General features: G+C 39.3%; 20 protein-coding genes, 2 rRNA genes and 1 pseudogene. 9 read left to right on the forward strand and 14 right to left on the reverse strand.

Annotation, left to right across the window (positions count from 1 at the left end):
- Positions 1–19: 19 nt before the first annotated feature.
- The 5 genes from parC to HMPREF0014_RS24245 form a co-directional block, all read right to left on the reverse strand.
- Positions 20–2,239, reverse strand: coding sequence for a DNA topoisomerase IV subunit A (gene parC / locus HMPREF0014_RS24225; RefSeq protein WP_002048971.1), 2,220 nt, complete (start codon positions 2,237–2,239; stop codon positions 20–22).
- Positions 2,240–2,392: 153 nt separating this feature from the next.
- A complete protein-coding gene (locus HMPREF0014_RS24230; protein WP_006581190.1) occupies positions 2,393–3,712 on the reverse strand; it encodes an MFS transporter in 1,320 nt (439 codons plus the stop codon).
- An 82-nt stretch (positions 3,713–3,794) separates the two neighbouring features.
- Positions 3,795–4,439 (reverse strand): trimeric intracellular cation channel family protein, encoded by a 645-nt coding sequence (locus HMPREF0014_RS24235; protein WP_002048969.1) that lies wholly within the window; start codon positions 4,437–4,439, stop codon positions 3,795–3,797.
- 45 nt (positions 4,440–4,484) lie between these two features.
- A complete protein-coding gene (locus HMPREF0014_RS24240) occupies positions 4,485–4,952 on the reverse strand; it encodes a YchJ family protein (protein ID WP_006582290.1) in 468 nt (155 codons plus the stop codon).
- Positions 4,953–5,023: 71 nt separating this feature from the next.
- Positions 5,024–6,616 carry a TerC family protein gene (locus HMPREF0014_RS24245; protein WP_004710994.1) on the reverse strand — a complete coding sequence of 531 codons (1,593 nt, stop codon included), beginning with the start codon at positions 6,614–6,616 and terminating at the stop codon, positions 5,024–5,026.
- 326 nt (positions 6,617–6,942) lie between these two features.
- Here HMPREF0014_RS24245 and HMPREF0014_RS24250 point away from each other — a divergent pair, with 326 nt between their 5' ends.
- The 4 genes from HMPREF0014_RS24250 (at position 6,943) to dinB (ending at position 11,019) form a co-directional block, all read left to right on the forward strand.
- On the forward strand, positions 6,943–7,566 hold the full coding sequence (locus HMPREF0014_RS24250; RefSeq protein ID WP_001089658.1) for a TIGR00730 family Rossman fold protein: 624 nt from the start codon (positions 6,943–6,945) through the stop codon (positions 7,564–7,566).
- A gap of 168 nt (positions 7,567–7,734) precedes the next feature.
- Positions 7,735–9,126, forward strand: coding sequence for a multidrug transporter subunit MdtD (mdtD, locus tag HMPREF0014_RS24255; RefSeq protein ID WP_006581192.1), 1,392 nt, complete (start codon positions 7,735–7,737; stop codon positions 9,124–9,126).
- A 77-nt stretch (positions 9,127–9,203) separates the two neighbouring features.
- Positions 9,204–9,962: a GH25 family lysozyme gene (locus tag HMPREF0014_RS24260; protein WP_006581193.1), complete on the forward strand. Its 759-nt coding sequence runs from the start codon at positions 9,204–9,206 to the stop codon at positions 9,960–9,962.
- 1 nt (position 9,963) lies between these two features.
- Complete coding sequence (gene dinB / locus HMPREF0014_RS24265; protein WP_006581194.1) at positions 9,964–11,019, forward strand: DNA polymerase IV; 1,056 nt, start codon at positions 9,964–9,966, stop codon at positions 11,017–11,019.
- A gap of 58 nt (positions 11,020–11,077) precedes the next feature.
- Here the strand turns inward: dinB and HMPREF0014_RS26400 are convergent.
- Positions 11,078–11,140: pseudogene (locus HMPREF0014_RS26400) on the reverse strand (hypothetical protein); the annotation flags it as partial.
- Between the two features lie 199 nt (positions 11,141–11,339).
- On the opposite strand from HMPREF0014_RS26400, the gene HMPREF0014_RS24270 reads away from it, so the two are divergent.
- Positions 11,340–11,693: a RidA family protein gene (locus HMPREF0014_RS24270; protein ID WP_006581195.1), complete on the forward strand. Its 354-nt coding sequence runs from the start codon at positions 11,340–11,342 to the stop codon at positions 11,691–11,693.
- A gap of 146 nt (positions 11,694–11,839) precedes the next feature.
- Here HMPREF0014_RS24270 and HMPREF0014_RS24275 read toward each other — a convergent pair whose 3' ends face one another.
- The 4 genes from HMPREF0014_RS24275 to HMPREF0014_RS24290 all read right to left on the reverse strand — a co-directional run bounded on the left by HMPREF0014_RS24275 (position 11,840) and on the right by HMPREF0014_RS24290 (position 17,057).
- On the reverse strand, positions 11,840–12,340 hold the full coding sequence (locus HMPREF0014_RS24275; RefSeq protein WP_006581196.1) for a DUF2726 domain-containing protein: 501 nt from the start codon (positions 12,338–12,340) through the stop codon (positions 11,840–11,842).
- A gap of 313 nt (positions 12,341–12,653) precedes the next feature.
- Positions 12,654–15,032, reverse strand: a complete 2,379-nt coding sequence (locus tag HMPREF0014_RS24280; RefSeq protein WP_006581197.1) for a YgiQ family radical SAM protein — start codon at positions 15,030–15,032, stop codon at positions 12,654–12,656.
- A gap of 214 nt (positions 15,033–15,246) precedes the next feature.
- Positions 15,247–16,506: an esterase-like activity of phytase family protein gene (locus tag HMPREF0014_RS24285; protein ID WP_006581198.1), complete on the reverse strand. Its 1,260-nt coding sequence runs from the start codon at positions 16,504–16,506 to the stop codon at positions 15,247–15,249.
- 146 nt (positions 16,507–16,652) lie between these two features.
- Positions 16,653–17,057 carry a helix-turn-helix domain-containing protein gene (locus tag HMPREF0014_RS24290; protein WP_002048943.1) on the reverse strand — a complete coding sequence of 135 codons (405 nt, stop codon included), beginning with the start codon at positions 17,055–17,057 and terminating at the stop codon, positions 16,653–16,655.
- An 81-nt stretch (positions 17,058–17,138) separates the two neighbouring features.
- Here HMPREF0014_RS24290 and HMPREF0014_RS24295 point away from each other — a divergent pair, with 81 nt between their 5' ends.
- The 4 genes from HMPREF0014_RS24295 (at position 17,139) to HMPREF0014_RS24310 (ending at position 19,336) form a co-directional block, all read left to right on the forward strand.
- Positions 17,139–17,624, forward strand: a complete 486-nt coding sequence (locus tag HMPREF0014_RS24295) for a DUF2938 domain-containing protein (protein WP_002048933.1) — start codon at positions 17,139–17,141, stop codon at positions 17,622–17,624.
- Between the two features lie 18 nt (positions 17,625–17,642).
- Positions 17,643–18,209: a flavodoxin family protein gene (locus HMPREF0014_RS24300; RefSeq protein ID WP_006581199.1), complete on the forward strand. Its 567-nt coding sequence runs from the start codon at positions 17,643–17,645 to the stop codon at positions 18,207–18,209.
- Positions 18,210–18,213: 4 nt separating this feature from the next.
- Entirely contained in the window at positions 18,214–18,447 is a 234-nt protein-coding gene (locus tag HMPREF0014_RS24305) for a DUF2798 domain-containing protein (protein ID WP_002048955.1), read from the forward strand.
- Between the two features lie 280 nt (positions 18,448–18,727).
- Positions 18,728–19,336: a transglycosylase SLT domain-containing protein gene (locus tag HMPREF0014_RS24310; protein WP_006581200.1), complete on the forward strand. Its 609-nt coding sequence runs from the start codon at positions 18,728–18,730 to the stop codon at positions 19,334–19,336.
- Between the two features lie 52 nt (positions 19,337–19,388).
- Here the strand turns inward: HMPREF0014_RS24310 and cysK are convergent, their stop codons facing one another.
- The 4 genes from cysK to HMPREF0014_RS0206650 form a co-directional block, all read right to left on the reverse strand.
- Positions 19,389–20,387: a cysteine synthase A gene (gene cysK, locus HMPREF0014_RS24315; protein WP_006581201.1), complete on the reverse strand. Its 999-nt coding sequence runs from the start codon at positions 20,385–20,387 to the stop codon at positions 19,389–19,391.
- A gap of 151 nt (positions 20,388–20,538) precedes the next feature.
- Positions 20,539–21,081 (reverse strand): GNAT family N-acetyltransferase, encoded by a 543-nt coding sequence (locus HMPREF0014_RS24320; protein ID WP_004711020.1) that lies wholly within the window; start codon positions 21,079–21,081, stop codon positions 20,539–20,541.
- Positions 21,082–21,283: 202 nt separating this feature from the next.
- Positions 21,284–21,398 (reverse strand): 5S ribosomal RNA (rrf, locus tag HMPREF0014_RS24325).
- Positions 21,399–21,577: 179 nt separating this feature from the next.
- A 23S ribosomal RNA gene (locus tag HMPREF0014_RS0206650) occupies positions 21,578–21,775 on the reverse strand; the annotation flags it as partial.

Here is a 21,775-nt window from a genome sequence, read left to right on the forward strand (position 1 = left end):
ATGTTGCCAGACGCTAGCTTTATCTCTGAATCAACAGTTTATTTGCTTTTTGATATCCACGTGGTAAGAGCTGACCTTTCGAAGCACGTTTACCCATGTATTTTTGTAGATCATCACCTTTTAATTTGAGATGTTGTTGACCTGCAACCACCTGAATTATTTCATCTAAGTTCAGGGTTGTCATGGATAAAATTTGCTCTTTGGCTTCAAGTTGTATCAACTTATTACCTTTACCTTTATTTAAATTTGGCAGCTCGGCCAAATCTAAAATTAACAAACGCCCTGCTGAGCTCAGTACAGCCAAATGCGTCATATTTTGGGCAGAAATGAGTGGTAGAGCTTTTGACTTCTCTGGTACCGTTAAAAATGTCTTACCGGCTTTCGCAGTGGTATCTAATTGCTTAGTTTGAGTTTTAAAACCGTAACCTGCGGAACTTGCAGCAATCAATTCAGACTCATCATCATCTAAATAAACCTGAATAAACGATACACCACTTGCTGGAGAAAGCTTAGAACTTAATGGATCCCCCAAGCCTCTGGCTGAAGGTAAATTACTAATCGGTAAGGCATAACTACGCCCTGTTTCATCAAGGAAATAAACTCGCTGATTGGTTTTACCGACAGCATGACTTAAATATTGGTCCCCTGCGCGGTAGTTCAGATTTTCAGCATCAACATCTGCACCTTTTGCCGCACGGACCCAGCCAGCTTCAGACAACACAACTGTTACCGTTTCGGCTGGCATTAAATCCTGTTCTTTAATTTGAACCGCTTCAGCACGTGCGACAATTGGAGAACGGCGCTCATCACCGAACTTTTTCGCATCTTCTTTTAGTTCACCAATAATCAGATTTTTTAGAGATTCAGGATTTTCGAGTTGTTCACGAATAATGGCAGCTTTCGCCGAAAGCTCATCTTGTTCATGACGGATTTCCATCTCTTCAAGTTTTGCCAAATGACGTAATTTAAGCTCTAAAATTGCTTCAGCCTGTATCTCATCAATATTGAAGTGTTCCATCAACACTGGTTTAGGCTGATCTTCTTCACGAATAATACGAATAACAGTATCAATATCGAGATAAGCAATTAAAAGACCTGCCAAAATATGTAGACGCTTTTCAATACGGTTTAAATGATACTGCAAACGGCGAGTTACCGTTTTTTTACGGATTTCAATCCATTCCAGTAAAATACGGCGAATCGATTTAACTTGAGGGCGGCCATCTTCACCAATCATGTTCAAGTTGACACGATAACTCGACTCTAAATCGGTGGTCGCAAATAAGTGACTCATCACTGCTTCCGCATCAATACGGTTAGAACGCAGCACAATCACGAGTCGTGTCGGGTTTTCATGATCCGACTCATCACGCACATCAACGACCAATGGCAGCTTTTTAGCCTGCATCTGGTCAGCAATTTGAGTAATCACCTTAGAACCAGATACTTGATATGGCAACTCAGTAATCACAATTTCATGCTTTTCAACAGAATAAACCGCTCTCATGCGGTAGCTACCACGACCAGTCATCTGGATTTTAAGTAACTCTTCTGGCGGAGTAATAATTTCAGCTTTGGTTGGTAAGTCTGGAGCCGGAATATATTCAGCTAATTTTTCGTCCGAGGTTTGCGGATTACGGATTAAGGCAATTGTTCCTTTTACCACTTCACGCAAATTATGCGGTGGAATATCGGTGGCCATACCTACAGCAATACCTGTCGTACCATTAAGAAGAATATTAGGTACACGTGCAGGTAAAGTGATCGGTTCTTTTAAAGAACCATCAAAGTTATCTTGCCATTCGCTGGTGCCTTGGCCTAATTCGCTCAGCAATAATTCACTATAAGCCGAGAGTTTGGCTTCTGTATAACGCATCGCAGCAAAAGACTTAGGGTCATCTGGTGAACCCCAGTTCCCCTGACCTTCAATTAAAGGATAGCGATAGCTAAATGGCTGAGCCATTAAGACCATGGCTTCATAACAAGCCGAGTCACCATGTGGGTGGTATTTACCAAGTACATCACCCACTGTACGCGCTGATTTTTTTGGCTTGCCACTGCTTTTTAAGCCTAGCTCGCTCATAGCATAGACAATACGGCGCTGTACGGGTTTTAAGCCATCACTGATATGCGGCAATGCACGGTCCATAATGACGTACATGGCATAATTCAAGTAAGCCTGTTCAGTAAATTCGGCTACAGAGCGGTTTTCTGTCGCATGATGCGCAAGGCTGGTCATAGTCAGCTTATCTTCCAAATCAGTCGTTATTTTAAGTGTGTATTATGCTAAGTGGGCTATGTTACAGACACAAGAGGGACTCTGTCACCTGAGCGTCAAATTGTGTCTTATCTCTCTATATTTTTAGTTACTTGCTATAAAGTTAGGCAAAAACTATAGCCCGATCGACTCTAACCTTTTACCTTGAGTCTCTTCACCTAATACCAAAATAACTAAGGCCACAGCAAGTAAAACAATAGTAAACATCATAAAAACGTGATTAAACCCGTTTTTGGCGACCATCATATGTGTCACGACCATTGGCGCAACAATTCCACCGATACGCCCCATTGCCGATGCCCACCCCGAACCAAAGGCCCGAATGTTGGCTGGATATTGTTCTGGTGTGTAGGTATATAACACTCCCCATGCACCCAAATTAAAGAATGACATGAGACAGCCCCAAAACATAATGCTATTTACACTGTCGGCTTGTCCAAAGAAATATGCCGACAAAGCACAAAAACCGATAAATGCCGCAAGTGTGATTTTTCGGCCTAATCGTTCAACAAACCACGCGGCCGCCAAGTAGCCCGGTAACTGCGCCAAAATCATAAGCAATACATATTCAAATGATTTGACAACGTCGTAGCCTTGTTTCACCAATAAACTCGGCAACCAAGTAAAGATGCCGTAATAGGAATAAACAATACCAAACCAGATCAGCCAGAGCATTAGACTTCTGCGAGCAAATTGGCCACTCCAGAGCTGTTTAAATGAAACTTTTTGTCGCATCGCCACAGGCACGACTTCAATATGGTGAACAATTTGCACACCTGCTTTAGCCTCTAGTTTTTGTACAAGTGCATGCGCTTCTTCAATACGACCACGGTTAATCAAATACGGTATCGACTCAGGGACTTTTTTCCAAATCACTAAAATATAAATAAGTGGAAGACCTCCCACAAGAAAGGCAATATGCCAACCAAATTTAGGAATAATAAAATAAGAAATGAGCGCAGCAACCAGCCAGCCTAATCCCCAAAAGCTTTCAAGCAGAACAATAAACCGTCCACGAACATGAGCAGGAACATATTCACTGACCAATGTAACTGCTACAGGTAACTGTCCACCTAGCCCTAGTCCCACAATAAAACGAAAAATTAATAGCCACTTCAGATCTGGAGCAAAAGCACATAACGCAGTCGCAATACTATAGATGGCCATAGTCATCGCAAATACAGTTTTTCGGCCAAAACGATCTGCTAAGGCACCAGAACAAACTGCTCCTATGGCCATTCCCACAAAGCCAATACTGACAATCCAGCCACTTTCAACTGGTGTTAATGACCAGTCTTTAACAAGGGTCGTCATAATAAAAGCGATAATACCGGTATCCATCGCATCAAACATCCAACCTAAACCCACTACCCATAAAAGCGTGTAGTGAAATTTGCCAATTGGAAGATTTTGTATACGTGAAACCAGATCCATAGGAACAACTCTACTGGAAAGAATAAGTGGACAAGACCATATATAGAATTGTTATATCATGCCCACATGAAGTTCTGCATGATTAATGTTCGTCGGTTGAAGAAGCCGACTCTGCATCATCATCTTTATAAATAAATTTAGGCATTTCCAAACCAAAATAAATGGCAATTAAACGAAGCGTAAAACCAAATACCAAGGTTGAAATAACAGTAAGTTCTAGACTTAAACCTAAATCTAGACAGACCCAATAGCAAATAACGGCAACAAAAGAAATACTTGCATACAGCTCACGGCGGAAAACAAACGGGACATCGTTACATAAGATGTCACGTAAAATACCGCCAGATACTCCCGTTAAAACGCCTGCTACAGCCGACACGACAAAGCCATGTCCCATTTGTAAGGCAATCTGGCAACCAATAATAGTAAATCCAATCAAGCCTAAAGCATCAAGCACCAAGAAAATGTTATGTAAATGGCGCATCCACTTGGCAATGATGATGGTAACAAAAGCAGCACAACACGTTAAAACTAAATATTCAGGATGCTTTACCCACGTTAAAGGATAGTGTCCAAGGAGTACATCACGTACAGAACCACCACCCAAGGCCGTCACACAGGCAATCAGTACAACACCGAACCAGTCCATACTCCGTCGCCCAGCAGACAATGCACCGGTCATGGCTTCGGCAGTAATCGCAATAATATAAATAACGGTGAGTAACATTGCCCTTTCCTTCAGGCCAAACGGTGGGCGTATTTTAAGATAAAGTTATAGGAATTGTGCACAGCATTGCTTAAATTTTTTTCCTGAATCACAGATACAAGGTTGTTTCATGGTGACCTGCATATCGACCGTTGGATCAAGGAAAAACCATTGCTGCTGGTGATATACAAAATGTGAAACTTCATGATGGATTTGAGCACTTTTTCCATCATGATAATGAGCCTTAAACTCGACCTGTGCATGAGTCTTGTCTAATTTTTCTTTGGCCTGTATGACTTCTAAACCGAGCCATTGATTTTGTTTACTCCATTCGGCAATCGCCTCTTTATCAAGAGCAGCTTGCTGACCTAAAGCCGTCGTTTGCACAATATAATCGATTTGCTGCAATGCAAATGCGCTATAACGCGAACGCATAAGCTGCTCTGCTGTGAGTGCTTTTACTGTGCCTAAATGTAAAGGCTCACAACATTCTGCATAGCTACCTTTTCCGCATGGACAAGTTTGTTGGGTCATTCGATACTTCTCAAATAAAAAATAGCTCAAAGTTGAGCTATTTTATGATGTTTCTAAATCTGACACGCAATTTAATCTTTCGATTCATCTTGTTCGATAGAAACAATATGAACTTTCTCGATCTTGTGGCCTTCCATGGTTACAACTTCAAAGCGATAACCATCCGCTTCAACAGTTTCACCATTTTCAGGTAAGCGACCTAAATGGAATAACAAATAACCCGATAAAGTAGAGTACTGTTCACTTTCATCTACCAAATCACGACCGAGTAAAAGCGATACATGGCGAATATCGGTTGAACCTTCAAGTATTAACGAACCATCTTCTAAGCTTTCAGCTGCTGCATCTAGTTCATCTTCATCAGGGAACTCACCCGCAATTGCTTCTAAAATATCAATTGGTGTCGCAATACCTTCAATTGAACCATATTCATTTAGAACAATCGCCATTTGCAAAGGAGCCTGACGTAATTGTTCCATCACCATAAGCACTTGAGCATTTTCATGCACAATGACTGGCTCACGTAAGTACTTTTGAAAATCAACAACGCCTGTTTCAATGAAGCCATTTAGAACTTTATGCGTAAGCGCGATACCTTCAATATTATCAAGTTCACCACGAGCAACAATTAAACGTGAATGTGTCATCGACATTAAACGTTCTTTCAAAACTTCTGGTTCATCATCTAAGTCAATCCATTCAAGCTCAGGTCGTGGAGTCATCACCGACTTTACTGGACGTTCAGATAACCCAAGTACGCCTTGTACAAGCACACTATGGTAAGCACCATTTTCTTCATCAAAGACTTCATCGGCAAAAGCTTGAGTAGCCAATACATCTTCTTTATCAGCCGTTTGAGCGTCTGAAGTAGAACCGCTATTTTTACTGCCTAACATACGTAAAACCGCAGAAGCTGTGCGATAACGTAAATCTGTAGTCGTCACTAGCTTTTCTTGATTGCGACGCATGGTTTGGTTGATCATTTCGACTAAAATCGAGAAACCAATCGCAGCATATAAGTAACCCTTCGGAATATGGAAACCAAAACCTTCCACCACCAACGAGAAACCAATCATCATTAAGAAGCCAAGACACAGAATAACGACTGTTGGGTGCTTATTTACAAAGTCCATGAGTGGTCTTGAAGCCCACAGCATAATACCCACAGCAATCACAACAGCAACCATCATGATTGAAAGCTCTTTGACCATACCTACAGCAGTAATTACGCTGTCTAGTGAGAATACGGCATCAAGCACTACAATCTGGACAATCACCATCCAGAACGCAGCATGAACTGGATTATCTTCTTTATGGAGCTGTTTACCTTCCATGCGCTCATGCAATTCCATGGTGCCTTTAAATAACAAGAACACACCACCGAATAACAAGATCAAATCACGGCCAGAGAATGGATGGTCAAAAATATGGAAAAGTGGTTGGGTGAGTGTCACAACCCAAGCAATTGAAGCTAACAGAATAAGACGCATTCCCAAAGCGAGTATTAAACCCACTATACGTGCCTTAGTACGTTGTTCTGGCGGTAACTTTTCAGCCAAAATAGCAATAAAGACGAGGTTATCGATCCCTAGTACGATTTCAAGAACAATTAATGTAGCTAAGCCTACCCAAGCAGACGGATCAGACATCCATTCAAAGATCATTGATCCTGCTCCTGTGCTGGGTGGATTTTATCTTTATTGGGCAACGCAACAGGCGTGCCTAGACAAAGGGGGAATAATGTTTTTTTAGGACAAGAAATTAAAACGGAGCGACTACAACCACTACCCATATTTGTTCATATGTTGTTAAACGAATTTTCAGTATAGGCAAGATTTAACATAAATTCATCATTTTTATTTGATCATTATATGTATTCACCAAACCCATACAAAACATGAATCTTTCCTATAAAACTGCTTATAAAGTTGTCATATTTTTTGCTTAGTGTAGACAAGAAATATGAACGTGATAAGGTGAAAATAAAGCAATGAATAGCGTATTAACAATGGCAGTAAATGATTCACCAATAACATCTGTAAAAACAACACAACCTCTTATTGCATTATATTGTGGCTCACGAGCAGGAAATAACCCGATTTATCGCGAAAAGGCAATTGAGTTAGCCAGCGGAATTGCTGAACAAGGTTTTGGTTTGGTCTACGGCGGTGCCAGCATTGGTCTAATGGGACAAGTTGCAGAAAGCGTACTTGCGCATGGTGGAGAAGCTGTAGGTGTCATTCCTGAATTTATGCTTGATTATGAAGTGGCTCATGCAGGATTGACCGAACTGCATGTGGTCGAAACCATGCATGAACGTAAAGCCATGATGGCAGAGCGTGCGAGTGCTTTTATCGCACTACCTGGTGGTTTGGGAACATTCGAAGAAATTTTGGAAATTGCGACGTGGGGTCAACTCAATCAGCATCAAAAACCTATGATTTTATATAACGTAAATGGTTTTTATAATGCATTAATTGCTCAGTTAGACCATGCAGTCCAAGAAGGTTTCCTTCCTCTTCAGCATCGAGCTAAATTAATTGTATGTGAAGAAATCGATCAAATTTATAACGTCATTAAAAATTTAAAAATGCCAAAAAGATTTGTTGTGTAAACTCTCTTATCTCAATAAAAAAGCGGTTCTTCCGCTTTTTTTGTTTTAACTATTTTCACCGTTGCCTTCAAAAGCAATTAGATTTAGTAAAGGGGTACTCAACATTGCCTTACTCTTTTTACTTTCAATTTGTTTTACACTAAGCGAAAACGTTAATTTTCAAATGTTATGAATGCCACGCCGACTCATCAAGCTTTGCAACCTGAATATCGCCTATTGGTTCTTTTGGTTTCCATTGGCTTTTTTATGCAGGCATTAGATACAACAATTGTAAATACAGCTATTCCTGCAATGGCACATCATTTAAATGAAGATCCATTACGTATGCATAGCGTGGTGGTAGCTTATGTTTTATCTGTGGCGGCCTGTATTCCTTTAAGTGGATGGTTGGCCGACCGCTTTGGTGTTAGAAATACGTTTTTATCAGCAATTGTTATTTTTACGCTTGCATCTTTAGGTTGTGGTCTTTCTCAAAGCCTTAATGAACTTTTATTTTTCCGTGTCATTCAGGGTGTTGGGGGGGCATTATTACTCCCCGTTGGTCGTTTATCACTTTTAAAAATTATTCCCCGAACTCAGTTCCTAGCTGCCATGAGTCTTATGAGTCTGGCAGGTTTACTTGGTCCTTTGGCAGGTCCCACACTCGGAGGCTGGCTCGTTGAAGTTGCAACATGGCACTGGATTTTTCTTATTAATATTCCAATGGGTATACTCGGTATATTAATGACATTAAAAGTCATGCCAAATGTAAAAGAACCTACAGTAAAATCCTTTGATCTTATTGGTTTTGTGCTCTTAGTCGTTGCAATGATTGGCTGGTCTTTAGGTATTGAACATATTGCCTCGCCTGAATACTCCAAATGGTTCAGTATTTCACTGTTAGTGGTGGGAGTAATCGCAACGCTTTGGTATGCCTATCATTCACATACACATCAAAATGCATTATTCCGTAGCCGTCTCTTTAGAAATAAAATTTATGCGATTGGTATTTTAGGTAATTTCTTCGCCCGCTTTGGTGGTAATGCCCTACCTTTTGTTTTACCACTCATGCTACAGGTCGCTTTTGGTTTTGAGCCATTCATTGCGGGATTAATGATGATTCCGCTAGTGTTAGGCTCGCTTTTCTCCAAGCCGATTGTTAGACCGATCATTCAGAAACTGGGTTATCGTCGTTTTCTGTTAATTAACACAACTTTAGTGGGACTATGTATTGCGTCTTTTGCAATTATGACTGTCGACACCCCAACTTGGTTTAGAGCTTTACACTTCTTCTTATTTGGTACATTAAACTCATTACAATTCGTAGGAATGAATACGCTCACCTTAAAAGATTTGCCTCAGCAAGATGCGAGTAGTGGGAATAGTTTTTTATCAATGATTATGATGCTTTCAATGAGTATTGGCGTTGCGCTAGCAGGTACACTCATCAATGTATTTACCAATTACTATGGTACAGCCCATGTAACAACAGCGTTCCATGTCACCCTTATTTGTTTAGGTTGTATTAATGTCATTACTGCGCTTATCTTTTGGCAAATTCCAAAAAATACACCTGTGTAAGCAGTTGCATTTTTAGCATGGTTTATATTTCTTAAATCACGCTATGATGTGGGCTTCATATCAATACTGAGTTTTGCATGACCAAGCTGGCAAAAACCTTTTCTGCACCAAGCTACAATACCCTAATTGGGATTGTTTTAGCTTGTGTTATGGGGGTTCTGACTTACTTTGGTCTGTTCTACCAACAAAAAGCAATCGCTCAAGATTACCCTGTTCAAGGCTTTGATATTTCTCATCATCAAGAAGATATCAACTGGAAAAAAATATCCCCAAAAAAATTCCAATTTGTTTATTTAAAAGCAACTGAAGGCGGTGATTATAAAGACCCAAAATTTCAAGAAAACTGGCTAAAAGCACGCGAACATGGATTTCATGTCGGGGCTTATCATTTTTATCGTTTATGCCGTGATGGTAAAACACAAGCTGAAAATTTTATTGCCACTGTGCCCAACAAGACCGATGCCCTTCCCCCTGTTATTGATTTGGAATATGACGGCAACTGTATTAATGCGCACACCAAAGAACAACTACTTAAAGAAATAGGCATCATGCATGACCGCTTAAAACAGCATTATGGTAAACAGCCTATCTTTTATATTTCCAAAACTTTTTACCACATTGTATTAATAGGTAGTTTCCCTAATACACCTCTGTGGGTCAGAGATTACGAAGGAAAACCTGAGCTTAAAGACAAAAGAAAATGGCTCTTTTGGCAACATAGTAATCAAGGTAAAATTGAAGGTATGACCAAGCCAGTAGACTTAAATGTTTATGAGGGTTCAGTCAAAGAATGGCACCAATTTTTACAGCAGCAAGGCATCGTGAAAGCACAATAATATGCGCAAAATCATTCATATCGATATGGATGCCTTTTATGCATCGGTCGAATTGCGAGAACGTCCTGATCTAAAGCATCTGCCCGTCGTTATATCTTCACATCATCCACGCGCTGTTATTGCGGCAGCTTCTTACCCTGCCCGTGAGTTTGGCTTACGCTCTGCTATGTCTATGACCCAAGCAAGAAAACTATGTCCTCACGTTGTTATTATTGAACCTAATTTTGAAAAATATCGTGCTATCTCGGCTCAAATTCATAGTATCTTTCAACAATACACCACTCTTATTGAACCTTTATCTTTAGATGAAGCCTATCTCGATGTCACTGAAAATTTAAAACAAATCGCGAGTGCGACCGAAGTGGCTATGCATATTCGGGAAGATATTTTCAGGCAAACCGGACTGACAGCTTCGGCTGGTGTAGCACCTAATAAATTCTTGGCAAAAGTTGCGTCCGACTGGAATAAACCGAATGGCTTGTTTGTTATAAAACCGTCTCAAGTAGGCAGTTTTATTCAGGACTTGCCCTTAAAGAAAATTCCAGGAGTAGGCAAAGTTACTCAAGAAAAACTCCAACAGCTAGAATTGCATACGCTAGGCGACTTACAAAAAATTGAAGAAGCTGTTTTAGTTCACCACTTTGGTAAATATGGCCAACAGCTTTATTTATACGCTCAAGGCATCGATAACCGGCCCGTTCAAGCTGAACGTGCTCGTCAGCAAATTTCAAAAGAAACCACATTTGATAGTGACTTTACCCTAGCACAGTGCCAACCCTACTGGCATGGCCTAGCCGAAAAAGTCTGGCAAAGCTTAGAGAAAAAGCAACTTAATGCTCGTGGTGTAAATATTAAGCTCAAACTTAAGAATTTCCAGACTTTGCAACACAGTAAAAGTTTTAAGAATCCAATTCACTCTCAACAAGACCTCATTCAAGTTTTATTCTTACTTTTAAATGAGATGCATATTTCCGAAAACTTCCAATTTCGTCTTATTGGTATTGGGGTTTATCAATTACAAACTAAAGCTGACGACTTTCAACTGTCTTTATTATGAGTGTTGTTTTTTTATACAAAAGAACAACTTTTAAACAAAATCTATTCCCTTTTGCTTAAAGTTTGAAGTAATCTAATCAGCGCATATTCATTACCCATGTATTTGCAACATGCCAAAGCAACCTTTACTTTCGGCATATCGTCCTGTGATTGGCGCGACGACCAAATCCGAATATTACAGGGCACTTAGAGTACATGGAGCTTGCCCATTCTTATAAATCACAACAATAATCTACCGAAATTCTTTTGCACTTGCTTGCACCTGCCCACGAACTCTTCATAAAATCGAACTATTCAATAAAGACACTTTAGAGCATTTTTATGACGGTAAAACGCTTACACGTGACTTCACGCTACTGTGAAGTTGCGATTTCAGGTAATTTGGTACACCTAGCTGGGCAACTCGCAGATGATACAAGCGCAGATGTCACAGGACAGACCCAACAAACTTTAGATAATATTGACCGTCTATTGGCTGAAGCTGGAACTGACAAAAGTCATATCCTGTCTGTCATGATTTTTCTAAAGGATATTGATAAGGACTATGCAGCCATGAATGCAGTATGGGATGCGTGGATTAGCAAAGAGCATCCACCTGCTCGTACTTGTGTTGAATCTAAACTTTATGCACCTGATGTACTTGTAGAAATGACCGTTGTTGCGGTACTCCCTTAATTCTTATTCATTTTAATCTATAAAAAACTGAGCACTATCATGATCGATATTGCTCAGTTTTTATATTTTTAAAGATAATAATATCAGCATTTTTTAAAATCATTATTTAATGAGGCTTAAAATTAAATCACTATAAGACCTAATTTCTAAGACTTTACAAAAGCATTTGAAATTCTTTCTAGCTGAGGCGTTGCATGTAAAGTCGCCATCTCTGATTCAGGGGTTAATAAATCTCTTCTTAACTCATGATAATCTGGCACACTGCTGTAACTTAATACACGATAGCCCGCAAGCTGTAATAAACGGCGCTCATATTGTTGATGTGCTCGACGTAAACCACTTTCTTCAAGCATAACCACTACAAAAACTTGATAATTTTGATCAAGCACAACAAAGTCAGCTGTCATATTTTGATATTTGCGACGAGTGTGAGCATATTTCGTTGTTAATAATGCATCAAATGAAACATGAGCTAACACAGTAAATTTAGGCAATACTGTCTGTAAACGAGTTAATGTCATTTGTTCATGACTACTTAACACGGCACGGCGCTTTAATGCACTGTCTTGTTGGTGCTTTCTTGAGAGGCTTTTCGCCGCCATAACAACGGTCAAAAATAGTAATAAGATTGTAATTAAATAGTACATGGGTCCATCCTTTAAGTTTTTTATAATGATTTTGCTAGATCACGCTTTGTTTTAATTGATAACGACACAGCCGTTCTTTAAAAGGTTCACTTAGTAATTTCACTTGTAGTTATCAAGCTTGGCTTAAATTTAGCCACCCTCACATTATTTATAAACACAGACTCAGCAACAATCAAGTGCAGCTCGTCAGATTTTTAGGTTTTATCATTTTTCATTACACTTTTTACATAAAAAATGCTCAAAAATCTCACCATATGATTTATTCACCCACTCTAGAAATAAAAAAGGCTCTTAAGCAGAGCCTTTTTTATCGTTATCCACGAGCTTTTGATTTTGGTTTACTTTTACCACCAAAAGGTCTCTTTTCACCTGTTTCACGAGGAGGGAGACCCGTATGTTGAGTCAGTACCTGCCCTTTTTGAGGTCGTTTATGCTGATTTTTATTTTGAACTGTTTGACCTGAACGCTTCACTGAATCGCCCGCAACAGTCGAGTTCTTCTTACGCGCAGATTTATATTCTCCTTCCGCCCCTTTCGGTTGATAAGTTGGAATTAAATGTTGCTTTGAATTACCAATTAAATCAGCGCGGCCCATTTCTTTAAGTGCTTCACGAAGTAATGGCCAGTTATTTGGATCGTGGTAACGCAAGAATGCTTTGTGCAGACGACGGCGTTTTTCACCTTTTACAATGTCTACATTTTCAGTGTAACGCGCCACTTTTGCGAGTGGGTTTTTCCCTGAATAATACATGGTTGTCGCAGTTGCCATCGGTGATGGATAGAACGTCTGTACCTGATCGGCACGGAAACCATTCTTCTTCAGCCAGATCGCAAGATGCATCATGTCATAATCAGAAGTACCTGGGTGTGCAGCAATAAAGTAAGGAATTAAATATTGCTCTTTTCCTGCTTCTTTACTAAAGCGATCAAACATTTGTTTGAAACGATCATACGTACCAATACCCGGTTTCATCATCTTAGATAACGGGCCTTGTTCAGTATGCTCTGGTGCAATTTTTAAATAACCACCAACGTGATGTTGTACTAGCTCTTTGACATATTCAGGGTTTAATACTGCAAGGTCATACCGTAATCCCGACCCAATCAAAATCTTCTTCACCCCTTTAATCGCACGTGCTTTACGATAAAGCTGTACTAAAGGGGCATGGTCGGTATGCAAGTTTTGACAAACACCCGGATATACACAAGAAGGTTTACGACAGTTCTTCTCAATTTCAGGGTCTTTACAATGCAAACGGTACATATTTGCTGTTGGACCACCTAAGTCTGAAATAATACCGGTGAAGTTCGGCGCCGTATCACGAATTTTCTCGATCTCACGTAAGATCGAATCTTCAGAACGGTTTTGGATAATACGGCCTTCATGTTCTGTAATTGAACAGAATGTACAACCACCAAAACAGCCACGCATAATATTGACCGAGAATTTGATCATATCAAATGCAGGGAAACGTGCATCTCCGTATGCAGGATGCGGCAAACGTGCATATGGCAAATCAAATACATAATCCATTTCTTCTGTGGTTAGAGGAATTGGAGGTGGGTTGATCCAGACATCACGCTCACCATGACGTTGAACCAAAGCACGTGCATTACCCGGGTTGGTTTCAAGGTGCAAAATACGGTTTGCATGTGCATAAAGTACTTGATCATTCGCTACTTCTTCAAAAGAAGGTAAACGAATTACAGCCAATTCTCGCGGAGGTAACTTGTGTTTAATCGCTTTTGACTGAGCAGGCTTTAGCTGGACAATCTGAGTATTTTCATCAAGTTGGTCGCCTTCACGTACAATCGGATTTGCAACAATTTCTTTTTGAAAACCTTGATATTGAGCTAATGTGTTGCCTTTATCTTTCTCAATTTCACAACCATCAATATCTTCAGTCATGACATATGGATTAATAATTGGGTCAACACGCCCAATCGTATCTACATCATTACTGGCAATTTCAACAAATTTTGCTTTAGCCGCTTTGTTATGTTTATTAATAATAAATGCTGTACCACGAACATCTGTAATCTCGTAGATTTTTTCACCTTTAGCCAAACGGTGCATCACATCAATAATGGCACGTTCGCCATTACCATACATAAGCATATCGGCTTTTGAGTCCATCAAAATTGAACGACGGACTTTGTCTGACCAATAATCGTAGTGCGCGATACGACGTAAACTACCCTCAATACCACCCAATAGTACAGGTACATCTGGGAATGCTTCACGACAACGTTGGCAATAAACTGTTGCTGCGCGGTCAGGACGTTTGTTCGGTTCATTGTTTGGAGAATATGCATCATCCGAACGGATTTTACGATCTGCCGTATAGCGGTTGATCATCGAATCCATATTGCCCGCAGTCACTCCCCAAGCAATCGTTGGCTTACCCAATACACGGAAACTTTCAACATTGGTCCAGTCTGGCTGTGCAATAATACCGACACGGAAACCTTGCGCTTCCAATACCCGTCCAATCACACCCGATACAAATGATGGATGATCAATATAAGCATCGCCACAGACTAAAATAAAGTCACACGCATCCCAGCCGAGTTGGTCCATTTCTTCTCGTGACATCGGCAAAAATGGTGCTGGTTCAAAACACGACGCCCAATATTTGTCGTAATCAAACAACGCTTTTGGCGCAGTTTGCATAGTATAAGCGGTAGACATGGCTTGCGAATCTCGGCTAGCAGATGGAGGAGAGACATCTAAAGATGAAAGCCGATCATTTTAACATGAATTTCATTCATTTTCCTTGTTTATAAAACACGCGAAAACAATAATATAGAAATTAATTTGATTAAAGTTTGCTCAATATTTTATTCTTAGATTAAATACGGCGGAATAAAATCCGCCGCAAATTGAACTCATTTATTTATATAGCTTAGAAGAGAGCTTTTGGTAAACGAATCTGAATAATCTCGTTATCATCGGCCAACTTTGCATTACGTCCTGTCGACCCAGGGAAGTTATTATCATTGAAAACCGTCAGCGTTGTACCATTTTCAATAATTACATCTTCAATAGTTTCAAATGGGAAGGCAAAAACCTGTCCCGTACCAATATCCCCTGCTCTAGCTGTGCCATACAACATATTCGGGTTAGCAATTTTAATTAAGTCGACTAAATCTTCACGGCTGACCAGCTGGCCTGACTCATTCAATTTAATACGAATTAATTTTTTATAGCCACCTAGATTATTCTGAGTTGCATCACGCTCAATAATAATACCCTCATTATTATTAAAGAGTTGGAAATCACCAATATTGGTAGCTTTACTGTCTAGCTGGAACCAATAATATTTTCCTGTATACGCTTTTTTCTTAATATCGAATTGGGAAATCAACAGTTGTCTTTCTGTTTCCCGAATTGATTTAATTGGCTTTTCTATAAGAGGGTAAAGATACTGCCCATCTGGCGAAATCGCCATTCCTTCAAAACCGCCACTTTGTTGAACAAGAGGTTCTACAAAATTAATTTGTGCTTTATTAAATTGATTTTGTGGTGAACGTAATTCTTGAGTCGGATTTAACGGATTTGGTAAAGGAATTGGGGCATCTAATAACACACCATCCGCTGAAAAATGAAGTAAATAAGGGCCAAACTCATCCCCAATCCAGTAAGTACCATCGCTAGTCCGTTGCATTGACTCTGGGTCAAAATCAGCACCCGTTAATAAACGCTCAGGCGTGTTACCATTCACGATATTAAAAGGAATTAACTTGTTTGGATCACGCAATTGGATAAAGCTTTGTACAGTGACTTGCCCTGTACCTTTGGCTTTAGTTTTAAAATCAGGTTTTAATTTATAAATACGAAGCAAAAAGTCAGAAGAATTATCTTGGGTACCAAAACCATTATCGGCCATTGCCATATAGCTACCATCTTCATTTTTTAATGCAGCCGAAAAACCTTGTACAGGCTGGCCTTTAAATGGCGGATAAATTCCATTTGCACCTTTTACATATGCACCAGAGTCTGGGCCAGCAGCATAGGTTTCTACAGGCAATTTGGCAAAAGAAATTAAAGTTGGTTCGGTAACGTTTTCTGCAGGTGAAGTTTGTTCTTGATCGTTATCATCATTACATGCCGTCAATCCTAAACTGGCACAGCATAATAATGCGACTAAAGTTTTTTTGCTCATGATTTTATACATTTGGTAAAAAATTAAGCAAATTTAATCAAGCTTATATGAAGTTTTTGCTTCAAAAAGATGAAATCTTTATGGCGAAAATATGACAAGCCCACTGCTCAATACAAACATAAATTAAATGTCTTCACTATAACGAATTAAAGTTTTGTTGGCTGATATTCTCCAGCAATTGCTGCTTTCAAAAAGTTCTGAAAGGTTGGGCATTCCATATGATTTTCGGCTGGACAGACAGCTGCATGTTGTAATCCTTGACTAATAAAATGTAATCGCTTTGCCATTTGCTCTAGTTGTTCAGCTTTATTTTTTAGTTTCTGACGATCAAGATCAGGCTTACCATCTTGTCCAAACATAGTAGCGATCTCATTTAAAGAAAATCCCGCAGCACGTCCTAAAGCAATAAGTGCCAGTTGATCAAGTACCTGCTTACCATACTGCCGACGTAAACCTTGCCGCCCAATTGACTTAATTAACCCCTTCTCTTCATAAAAACGTAGCGTAGCTGTTGTGACTTTTGCCTTCTTAGAAACTTCACCAATATCCATAACATCCTCTTGACTTCAAGTGAACTTGAACTTGCACAATAAATTTATCACGTTTCATACGTATAAAAGCAAGGTGTAAAAATGAATACCTCTACATTGTTCTTTCAAGCTTTATGTCTTGGTATTGGTGCAACAGTTATTATGGATATATGGCTGTTAATACTAAAAATATTTAAGATCCCGACCTTAAATTTTTCCTTTCTCGGACGCTGGGTAGGTTGGATAGTTCAAGGAAAACTCATCCATCAATCTATCGCTCAAAGCCCTCAAATTAAGGGTGAATATTTATTGGGCTGGATTGCTCATTATAGTGTCGGGATTATTTTTGCATTGAGCTTTCTTCTCATTATCGGCTCAGATTGGCTCATTCATCCTCAGTTTTACTCAGCACTAATCTTTGGTGTAGTCACTGTTCTAATTCCCTTTTTTATTATGCAACCGGCCATGGGTAGTGGTTTTGCTTCATCAAAAACCCCGCACCCTTTTCTGAACTGCTTAAAAAGCTTACTGAACCATAGTGTCTTTGGCTGTGGTTTATATCTCACTGCAAAAATATTTCAAATTTAGATAAAGAGGAAAATAATCATGAAAACTGTTGCCATTATTTACTATAGTCGCCAAGGACATACCCAATTTATTGCTCAGCAAATTCAAACTGGTATTTTAAGCCATCAAGATATTGAAGTAGATTTACTTAATGCTGAAGATCTTATCGAGAGCCCAGAAATTCTTAATCAATATGATGGCTTAATTTGGGGATCTCCTACTTATTTAGGTGGCGTATCTGCCAAATTAAAACAACTCATGGATGCAACAGGGCCATTATGGAAAAAGCAGAATTTTAAAGGAAAATTAGCAGCTGGATTTACCGTTTCCTCTCTTCCCGCTGGTGATAAACAATCGACACTAATTTCGATTTTTACCTTTTGTATGCAACACGGCATGCTCTGGGTCGGCAACCCGATTCTGCCCGAGCAACACCACGGTATTCCTTATATTCAAGCAGCCAATCGTCTTGGTTCATGGTCAGGCTTAATGGCTCAGGCTGAACATGGCAGTAATGCCGATAGGTTTGATGAAGGAGATATTAAAACTGCTCAACAGTTTGGAGAAAATTTTGCATTGACCTTAAGTGCTTATCAAGGAATATAAAACCATGAAAGCACAGAAACTTTTATTCCTCTTAATTTTATCGGGAATGATGTCTTTTATCGTTTCAGGTATTTCAACTTTTAAAGTAGTAGGACTAAATCATTACTTCGTTTCATTGTGGATATCAGCTTGGATTATTGCATGGATATTGGCTTTCCCAAGTGTATTGATTTGTGCTCCTGTAGCCCAGAAACTCGTTGACCTTGTATTTAAGAATGTTAAAAAAGTACGTCTGTAAGTTAAAACTTACAAAACTTGCGGTGATTTGCGGATATTCAGCTTTAGTATTATTTCATAATATATGAATCATAGAGAGACAGGATGTCTCATTGAAGAAGAATAAGAACGCAGGAAGCGGTAGTTGACAGGAGTTAGCTACATAAAGCTGAATACGAAGGAACCTCGACAGGATGTCGGGGTTTTTTCATTTCAATTATACAAAATTCTTACTTTTTAGATGTGCTGAGCAACAGAACTAATATTGATCCTATAAGTACGGCTAAATACCATCACTTTATTTGAAACTTCATTATTGGTTTTGTATTTTGCTTACCCCATCTTTAACCCAAAATCGTTTTGAACCATCACAATTACACATCCTTGGTCTGAAATTTTTCATAATTTTCTTGATGATCATAATGACAGGATGTACAAGCTTAGGCCCTAATAGTGGCTCATTTACTTGGCGTTCAAATAAGCTATCATCTGGTTTACAAAAAGCTTATTCCGTTCCACCGAGTACAGCGAATAGATTATCTCCTATGATTATTCAAAGTGCTGACAAATATAATGTTCCTCCACTTTTACTCGCGGCAGTTATCAGACAAGAGTCGAACTATAATAGTAATGCCCGCTCTCCGACTGGGGCTGTTGGTTTAACTCAAATTATTCCAAGCTATTGGCAACAAACTTGTGCTGGTAATTTATATGATGAATCTACAAATATCCAATGTGGTGCTTATATTTTAAATCATTACTATCAAACAGCAGATAGCTGGTTCAAAGCCACGGCCTATTATAATGTTGGGCCAACAGGATATGAGCGAAGCTTCTGGACCCGCCACAAAGCGAAAAAATATGCTCGATCTATTAAGCACCATCAAAAAAACTTAAAAAGTGCCTTATAAATAAGCTTAAATAAAAGCCCATCAATGGATGGGCTTTTTTATGCGATTAATTTTATTCGTCAAATAAACCTTCAAATAAGACAGAAGACAAATAACGCTCCCCACTGTCTGGCAGAATAACAACAATGGTTTTACCAGCATTTTCAGGACGTTCTGCAATTTTTGCAGCAGCAGCCAGGGCAGCGCCACTTGAAATACCCACTAAAATACCTTCTTGGGTTGCACAGTTTCTCGCCCATTGAATTGCTTCTTCGCTACTCACTGGTAAGACTTCATCCACAAGGTCCAAATCAAGATTCTTTGGAATAAAGTTCGCACCAATTCCCTGAATTTTATGTGGTGCAGGTGTAATGTTTTCACCATTTTTGGTTTGAGTAATAATTGGAGACTCAGCAGGTTCAACTGCTACTGAATACAAAGGTTTATTTTGAACCTGTTCAAAGTAACGAGAAATACCTGTAATCGTACCGCCTGTACCGACGCCCGCAACTAAAATATCGACTTGCCCACCTGTAGCTTGCCAAATTTCAGGACCAGTTGTGTCTACATGAATTTGTGGATTCGCTGGGTTTTCAAATTGTTGTGGCAAGAAATAAAGATCTGGCTGTTCAGTTGCTAATCGTACAGCCTCATCAACTGCACCTTTCATACCTTTTGCGGGTTCAGTTAAAACCAAATTAGCACCTAAGGCTTTCAGTACTTTTCTACGCTCAAGGCTCATACTTGCAGGCATAGTTAAAGTTATTGGATATCCTTTTGCCGCAGCAACAAACGCCAATGCAATACCAGTATTACCACTGGTTGGCTCAACAATATGCATACCTTCTTTTAATACACCACGTTTCTCTGCATCTGCAATAAGTGCCGCGCCAATACGGCATTTCACAGAAAATGCAGGGTTACGGCTTTCCACTTTTGCTAATACGGTTGCGCCCGTTTTAATCAAACGGTTAATACGTACTAAAGGTGTATTACCAATAGCTTCGGCATTATTGGAATATACCGCGATACCTAAATTGTTGGGAGTTGGAAATTGCTGGTCGGTAGACATGTTATATCCTTATTAGATTTGGAATGATTCTGAATCATTATAGGCTTGTCTAATAAACAGGAAAGTAGAAAAAGTTAAGTAATATAAAAAAATGACAACTACATCTAAATTAGACTTAGAAAAAAATAATAAAATTATTAGACCATTCTAACTACCAAACCTCACCCTCTCGCCATTCTGCGCAAATACTATCGCCCTGTGAGCGATGCAATAGTAGATCTTTCATAGAGATACTCAAAGGATATAGCATAATTTCATAGTCATCAGTCAGATAAGTAGATGTATCTTGTTTGATGTACAAATCTCCCCACCAAGTAGTCCAACCTAATTTTTTATAAAACGCTTCATCTTCTGGTTGTAATGCAGCAAGTTCATATTCCAAATCAGTTAATGCTTCAACTAAATATTTTAGTAATTGTGATGCAAGCCCCTTACCTCTCATCGTGTAATTAGTAGTCACATACTCTACATAAGCAGTTTTTACATTGGAGCTACCATTTATAGTAAAAACTCTATCCGTCCATAAGGCATGTGAAACAATTTGATCATCTAATATACCCACGACATGAAATGCTTTTTGCATGAAAGCATATTGGCTCCAAGGATCTTCATCAAAAGCAGCAAAACATAATTCAGCAATTTGATGGCGTTGATTTTTATCTAGATCTTGGGCTGCGATAATTTTGAACTGCATAGATGAAAACTCAAATTTAACTATTTATAGATTAAGCAAAGATTGAAATATTATGAAATGTTTTTTTATTACATTGAACTAAGACCCTATATCTCTGAAACAGAGCAGCTGTGCAAATCTGATTTTTAGTTATGTGTTTTCACTTTATTTCGTGCAATAAAAAACACCCCCACTCTTTAGAATGGGGGTGTTTAGAATAATGAGCTGGCGATGACTTACTCTCACATGGGTAACCCCACACTACCATCAGCGCTAAGAGGTTTCACTTCTGAGTTCGGGAAGGGATCAGGTGGTTCACTCTTGCTATGGTCGCCAGCACAACTGTTTATGGATACTTGCTTTGGTCTTATTGACTGCCGAAGCGTGTTCCAAATCTTTACAGATTGGGCTGATTGAATCTGACTGTGTTCATTTTATCTAGTGGAATAACTAAATCAAGTTTGTTTGTAGATTTATGAATCGATTGATGCTTTGTATACAACTGCTTGGGTGTTGTATAGTCAAGCCTCACGAGCAATTAGTATTGGTCAGCTTCACATATCACTATGCTTCCACATCCAACCTATCAACGTCCTAGTCTCGAACGGCTCTTTAGAGGAATAAATTCCTAGGGAAATCTTATCTTGAGGTAGGCTTCCCGCTTAGATGCTTTCAGCGGTTATCCCTTCCGAACATAGCTACCCGGCGATGCGAC

The organism is Acinetobacter sp. RUH 2624 (assembly GCF_000162375.2).
GTDB lineage: Bacteria > Pseudomonadota > Gammaproteobacteria > Pseudomonadales > Moraxellaceae > Acinetobacter > Acinetobacter nosocomialis.

Excerpts from the sequence above, each read along its gene's own strand:
- HMPREF0014_RS24235 (WP_002048969.1), bottom strand. The coding sequence starts at position 4,439 with ATGTTACTCACCGTTATTTATATTATTGCGATTACTGCCGAAGCCATG.
- HMPREF0014_RS24245 (WP_004710994.1), bottom strand. The coding sequence starts at position 6,616 with ATGATCTTTGAATGGATGTCTGATCCGTCTGCTTGGGTAGGCTTAGCT.
- HMPREF0014_RS24305 (WP_002048955.1), top strand. The coding sequence starts at position 18,214 with ATGAAAGCACAGAAACTTTTATTCCTCTTAATTTTATCGGGAATGATG.
- HMPREF0014_RS24320 (WP_004711020.1), bottom strand. The coding sequence starts at position 21,081 with ATGCAGTTCAAAATTATCGCAGCCCAAGATCTAGATAAAAATCAACGC.
- mdtD (WP_006581192.1), top strand. The coding sequence starts at position 7,735 with ATGAATGCCACGCCGACTCATCAAGCTTTGCAACCTGAATATCGCCTA.
- HMPREF0014_RS24285 (WP_006581198.1), bottom strand. The coding sequence starts at position 16,506 with ATGAGCAAAAAAACTTTAGTCGCATTATTATGCTGTGCCAGTTTAGGA.
- HMPREF0014_RS24250 (WP_001089658.1), top strand. The coding sequence starts at position 6,943 with ATGAATAGCGTATTAACAATGGCAGTAAATGATTCACCAATAACATCT.
- HMPREF0014_RS24280 (WP_006581197.1), bottom strand. The coding sequence starts at position 15,032 with ATGTCTACCGCTTATACTATGCAAACTGCGCCAAAAGCGTTGTTTGAT.
- HMPREF0014_RS24240 (WP_006582290.1), bottom strand. The coding sequence starts at position 4,952 with ATGACCCAACAAACTTGTCCATGCGGAAAAGGTAGCTATGCAGAATGT.
- HMPREF0014_RS24300 (WP_006581199.1), top strand. The coding sequence starts at position 17,643 with ATGAAAACTGTTGCCATTATTTACTATAGTCGCCAAGGACATACCCAA.
- HMPREF0014_RS24270 (WP_006581195.1), top strand. The coding sequence starts at position 11,340 with ATGACGGTAAAACGCTTACACGTGACTTCACGCTACTGTGAAGTTGCG.
- HMPREF0014_RS24275 (WP_006581196.1), bottom strand. The coding sequence starts at position 12,340 with ATGTACTATTTAATTACAATCTTATTACTATTTTTGACCGTTGTTATG.
- dinB (WP_006581194.1), top strand. The coding sequence starts at position 9,964 with ATGCGCAAAATCATTCATATCGATATGGATGCCTTTTATGCATCGGTC.
- HMPREF0014_RS24295 (WP_002048933.1), top strand. The coding sequence starts at position 17,139 with ATGAATACCTCTACATTGTTCTTTCAAGCTTTATGTCTTGGTATTGGT.
- HMPREF0014_RS24260 (WP_006581193.1), top strand. The coding sequence starts at position 9,204 with ATGACCAAGCTGGCAAAAACCTTTTCTGCACCAAGCTACAATACCCTA.
- HMPREF0014_RS24290 (WP_002048943.1), bottom strand. The coding sequence starts at position 17,057 with ATGGATATTGGTGAAGTTTCTAAGAAGGCAAAAGTCACAACAGCTACG.
- parC (WP_002048971.1), bottom strand. The coding sequence starts at position 2,239 with ATGACCAGCCTTGCGCATCATGCGACAGAAAACCGCTCTGTAGCCGAA.
- cysK (WP_006581201.1), bottom strand. The coding sequence starts at position 20,387 with ATGTCTACCGACCAGCAATTTCCAACTCCCAACAATTTAGGTATCGCG.
- HMPREF0014_RS24230 (WP_006581190.1), bottom strand. The coding sequence starts at position 3,712 with ATGGATCTGGTTTCACGTATACAAAATCTTCCAATTGGCAAATTTCAC.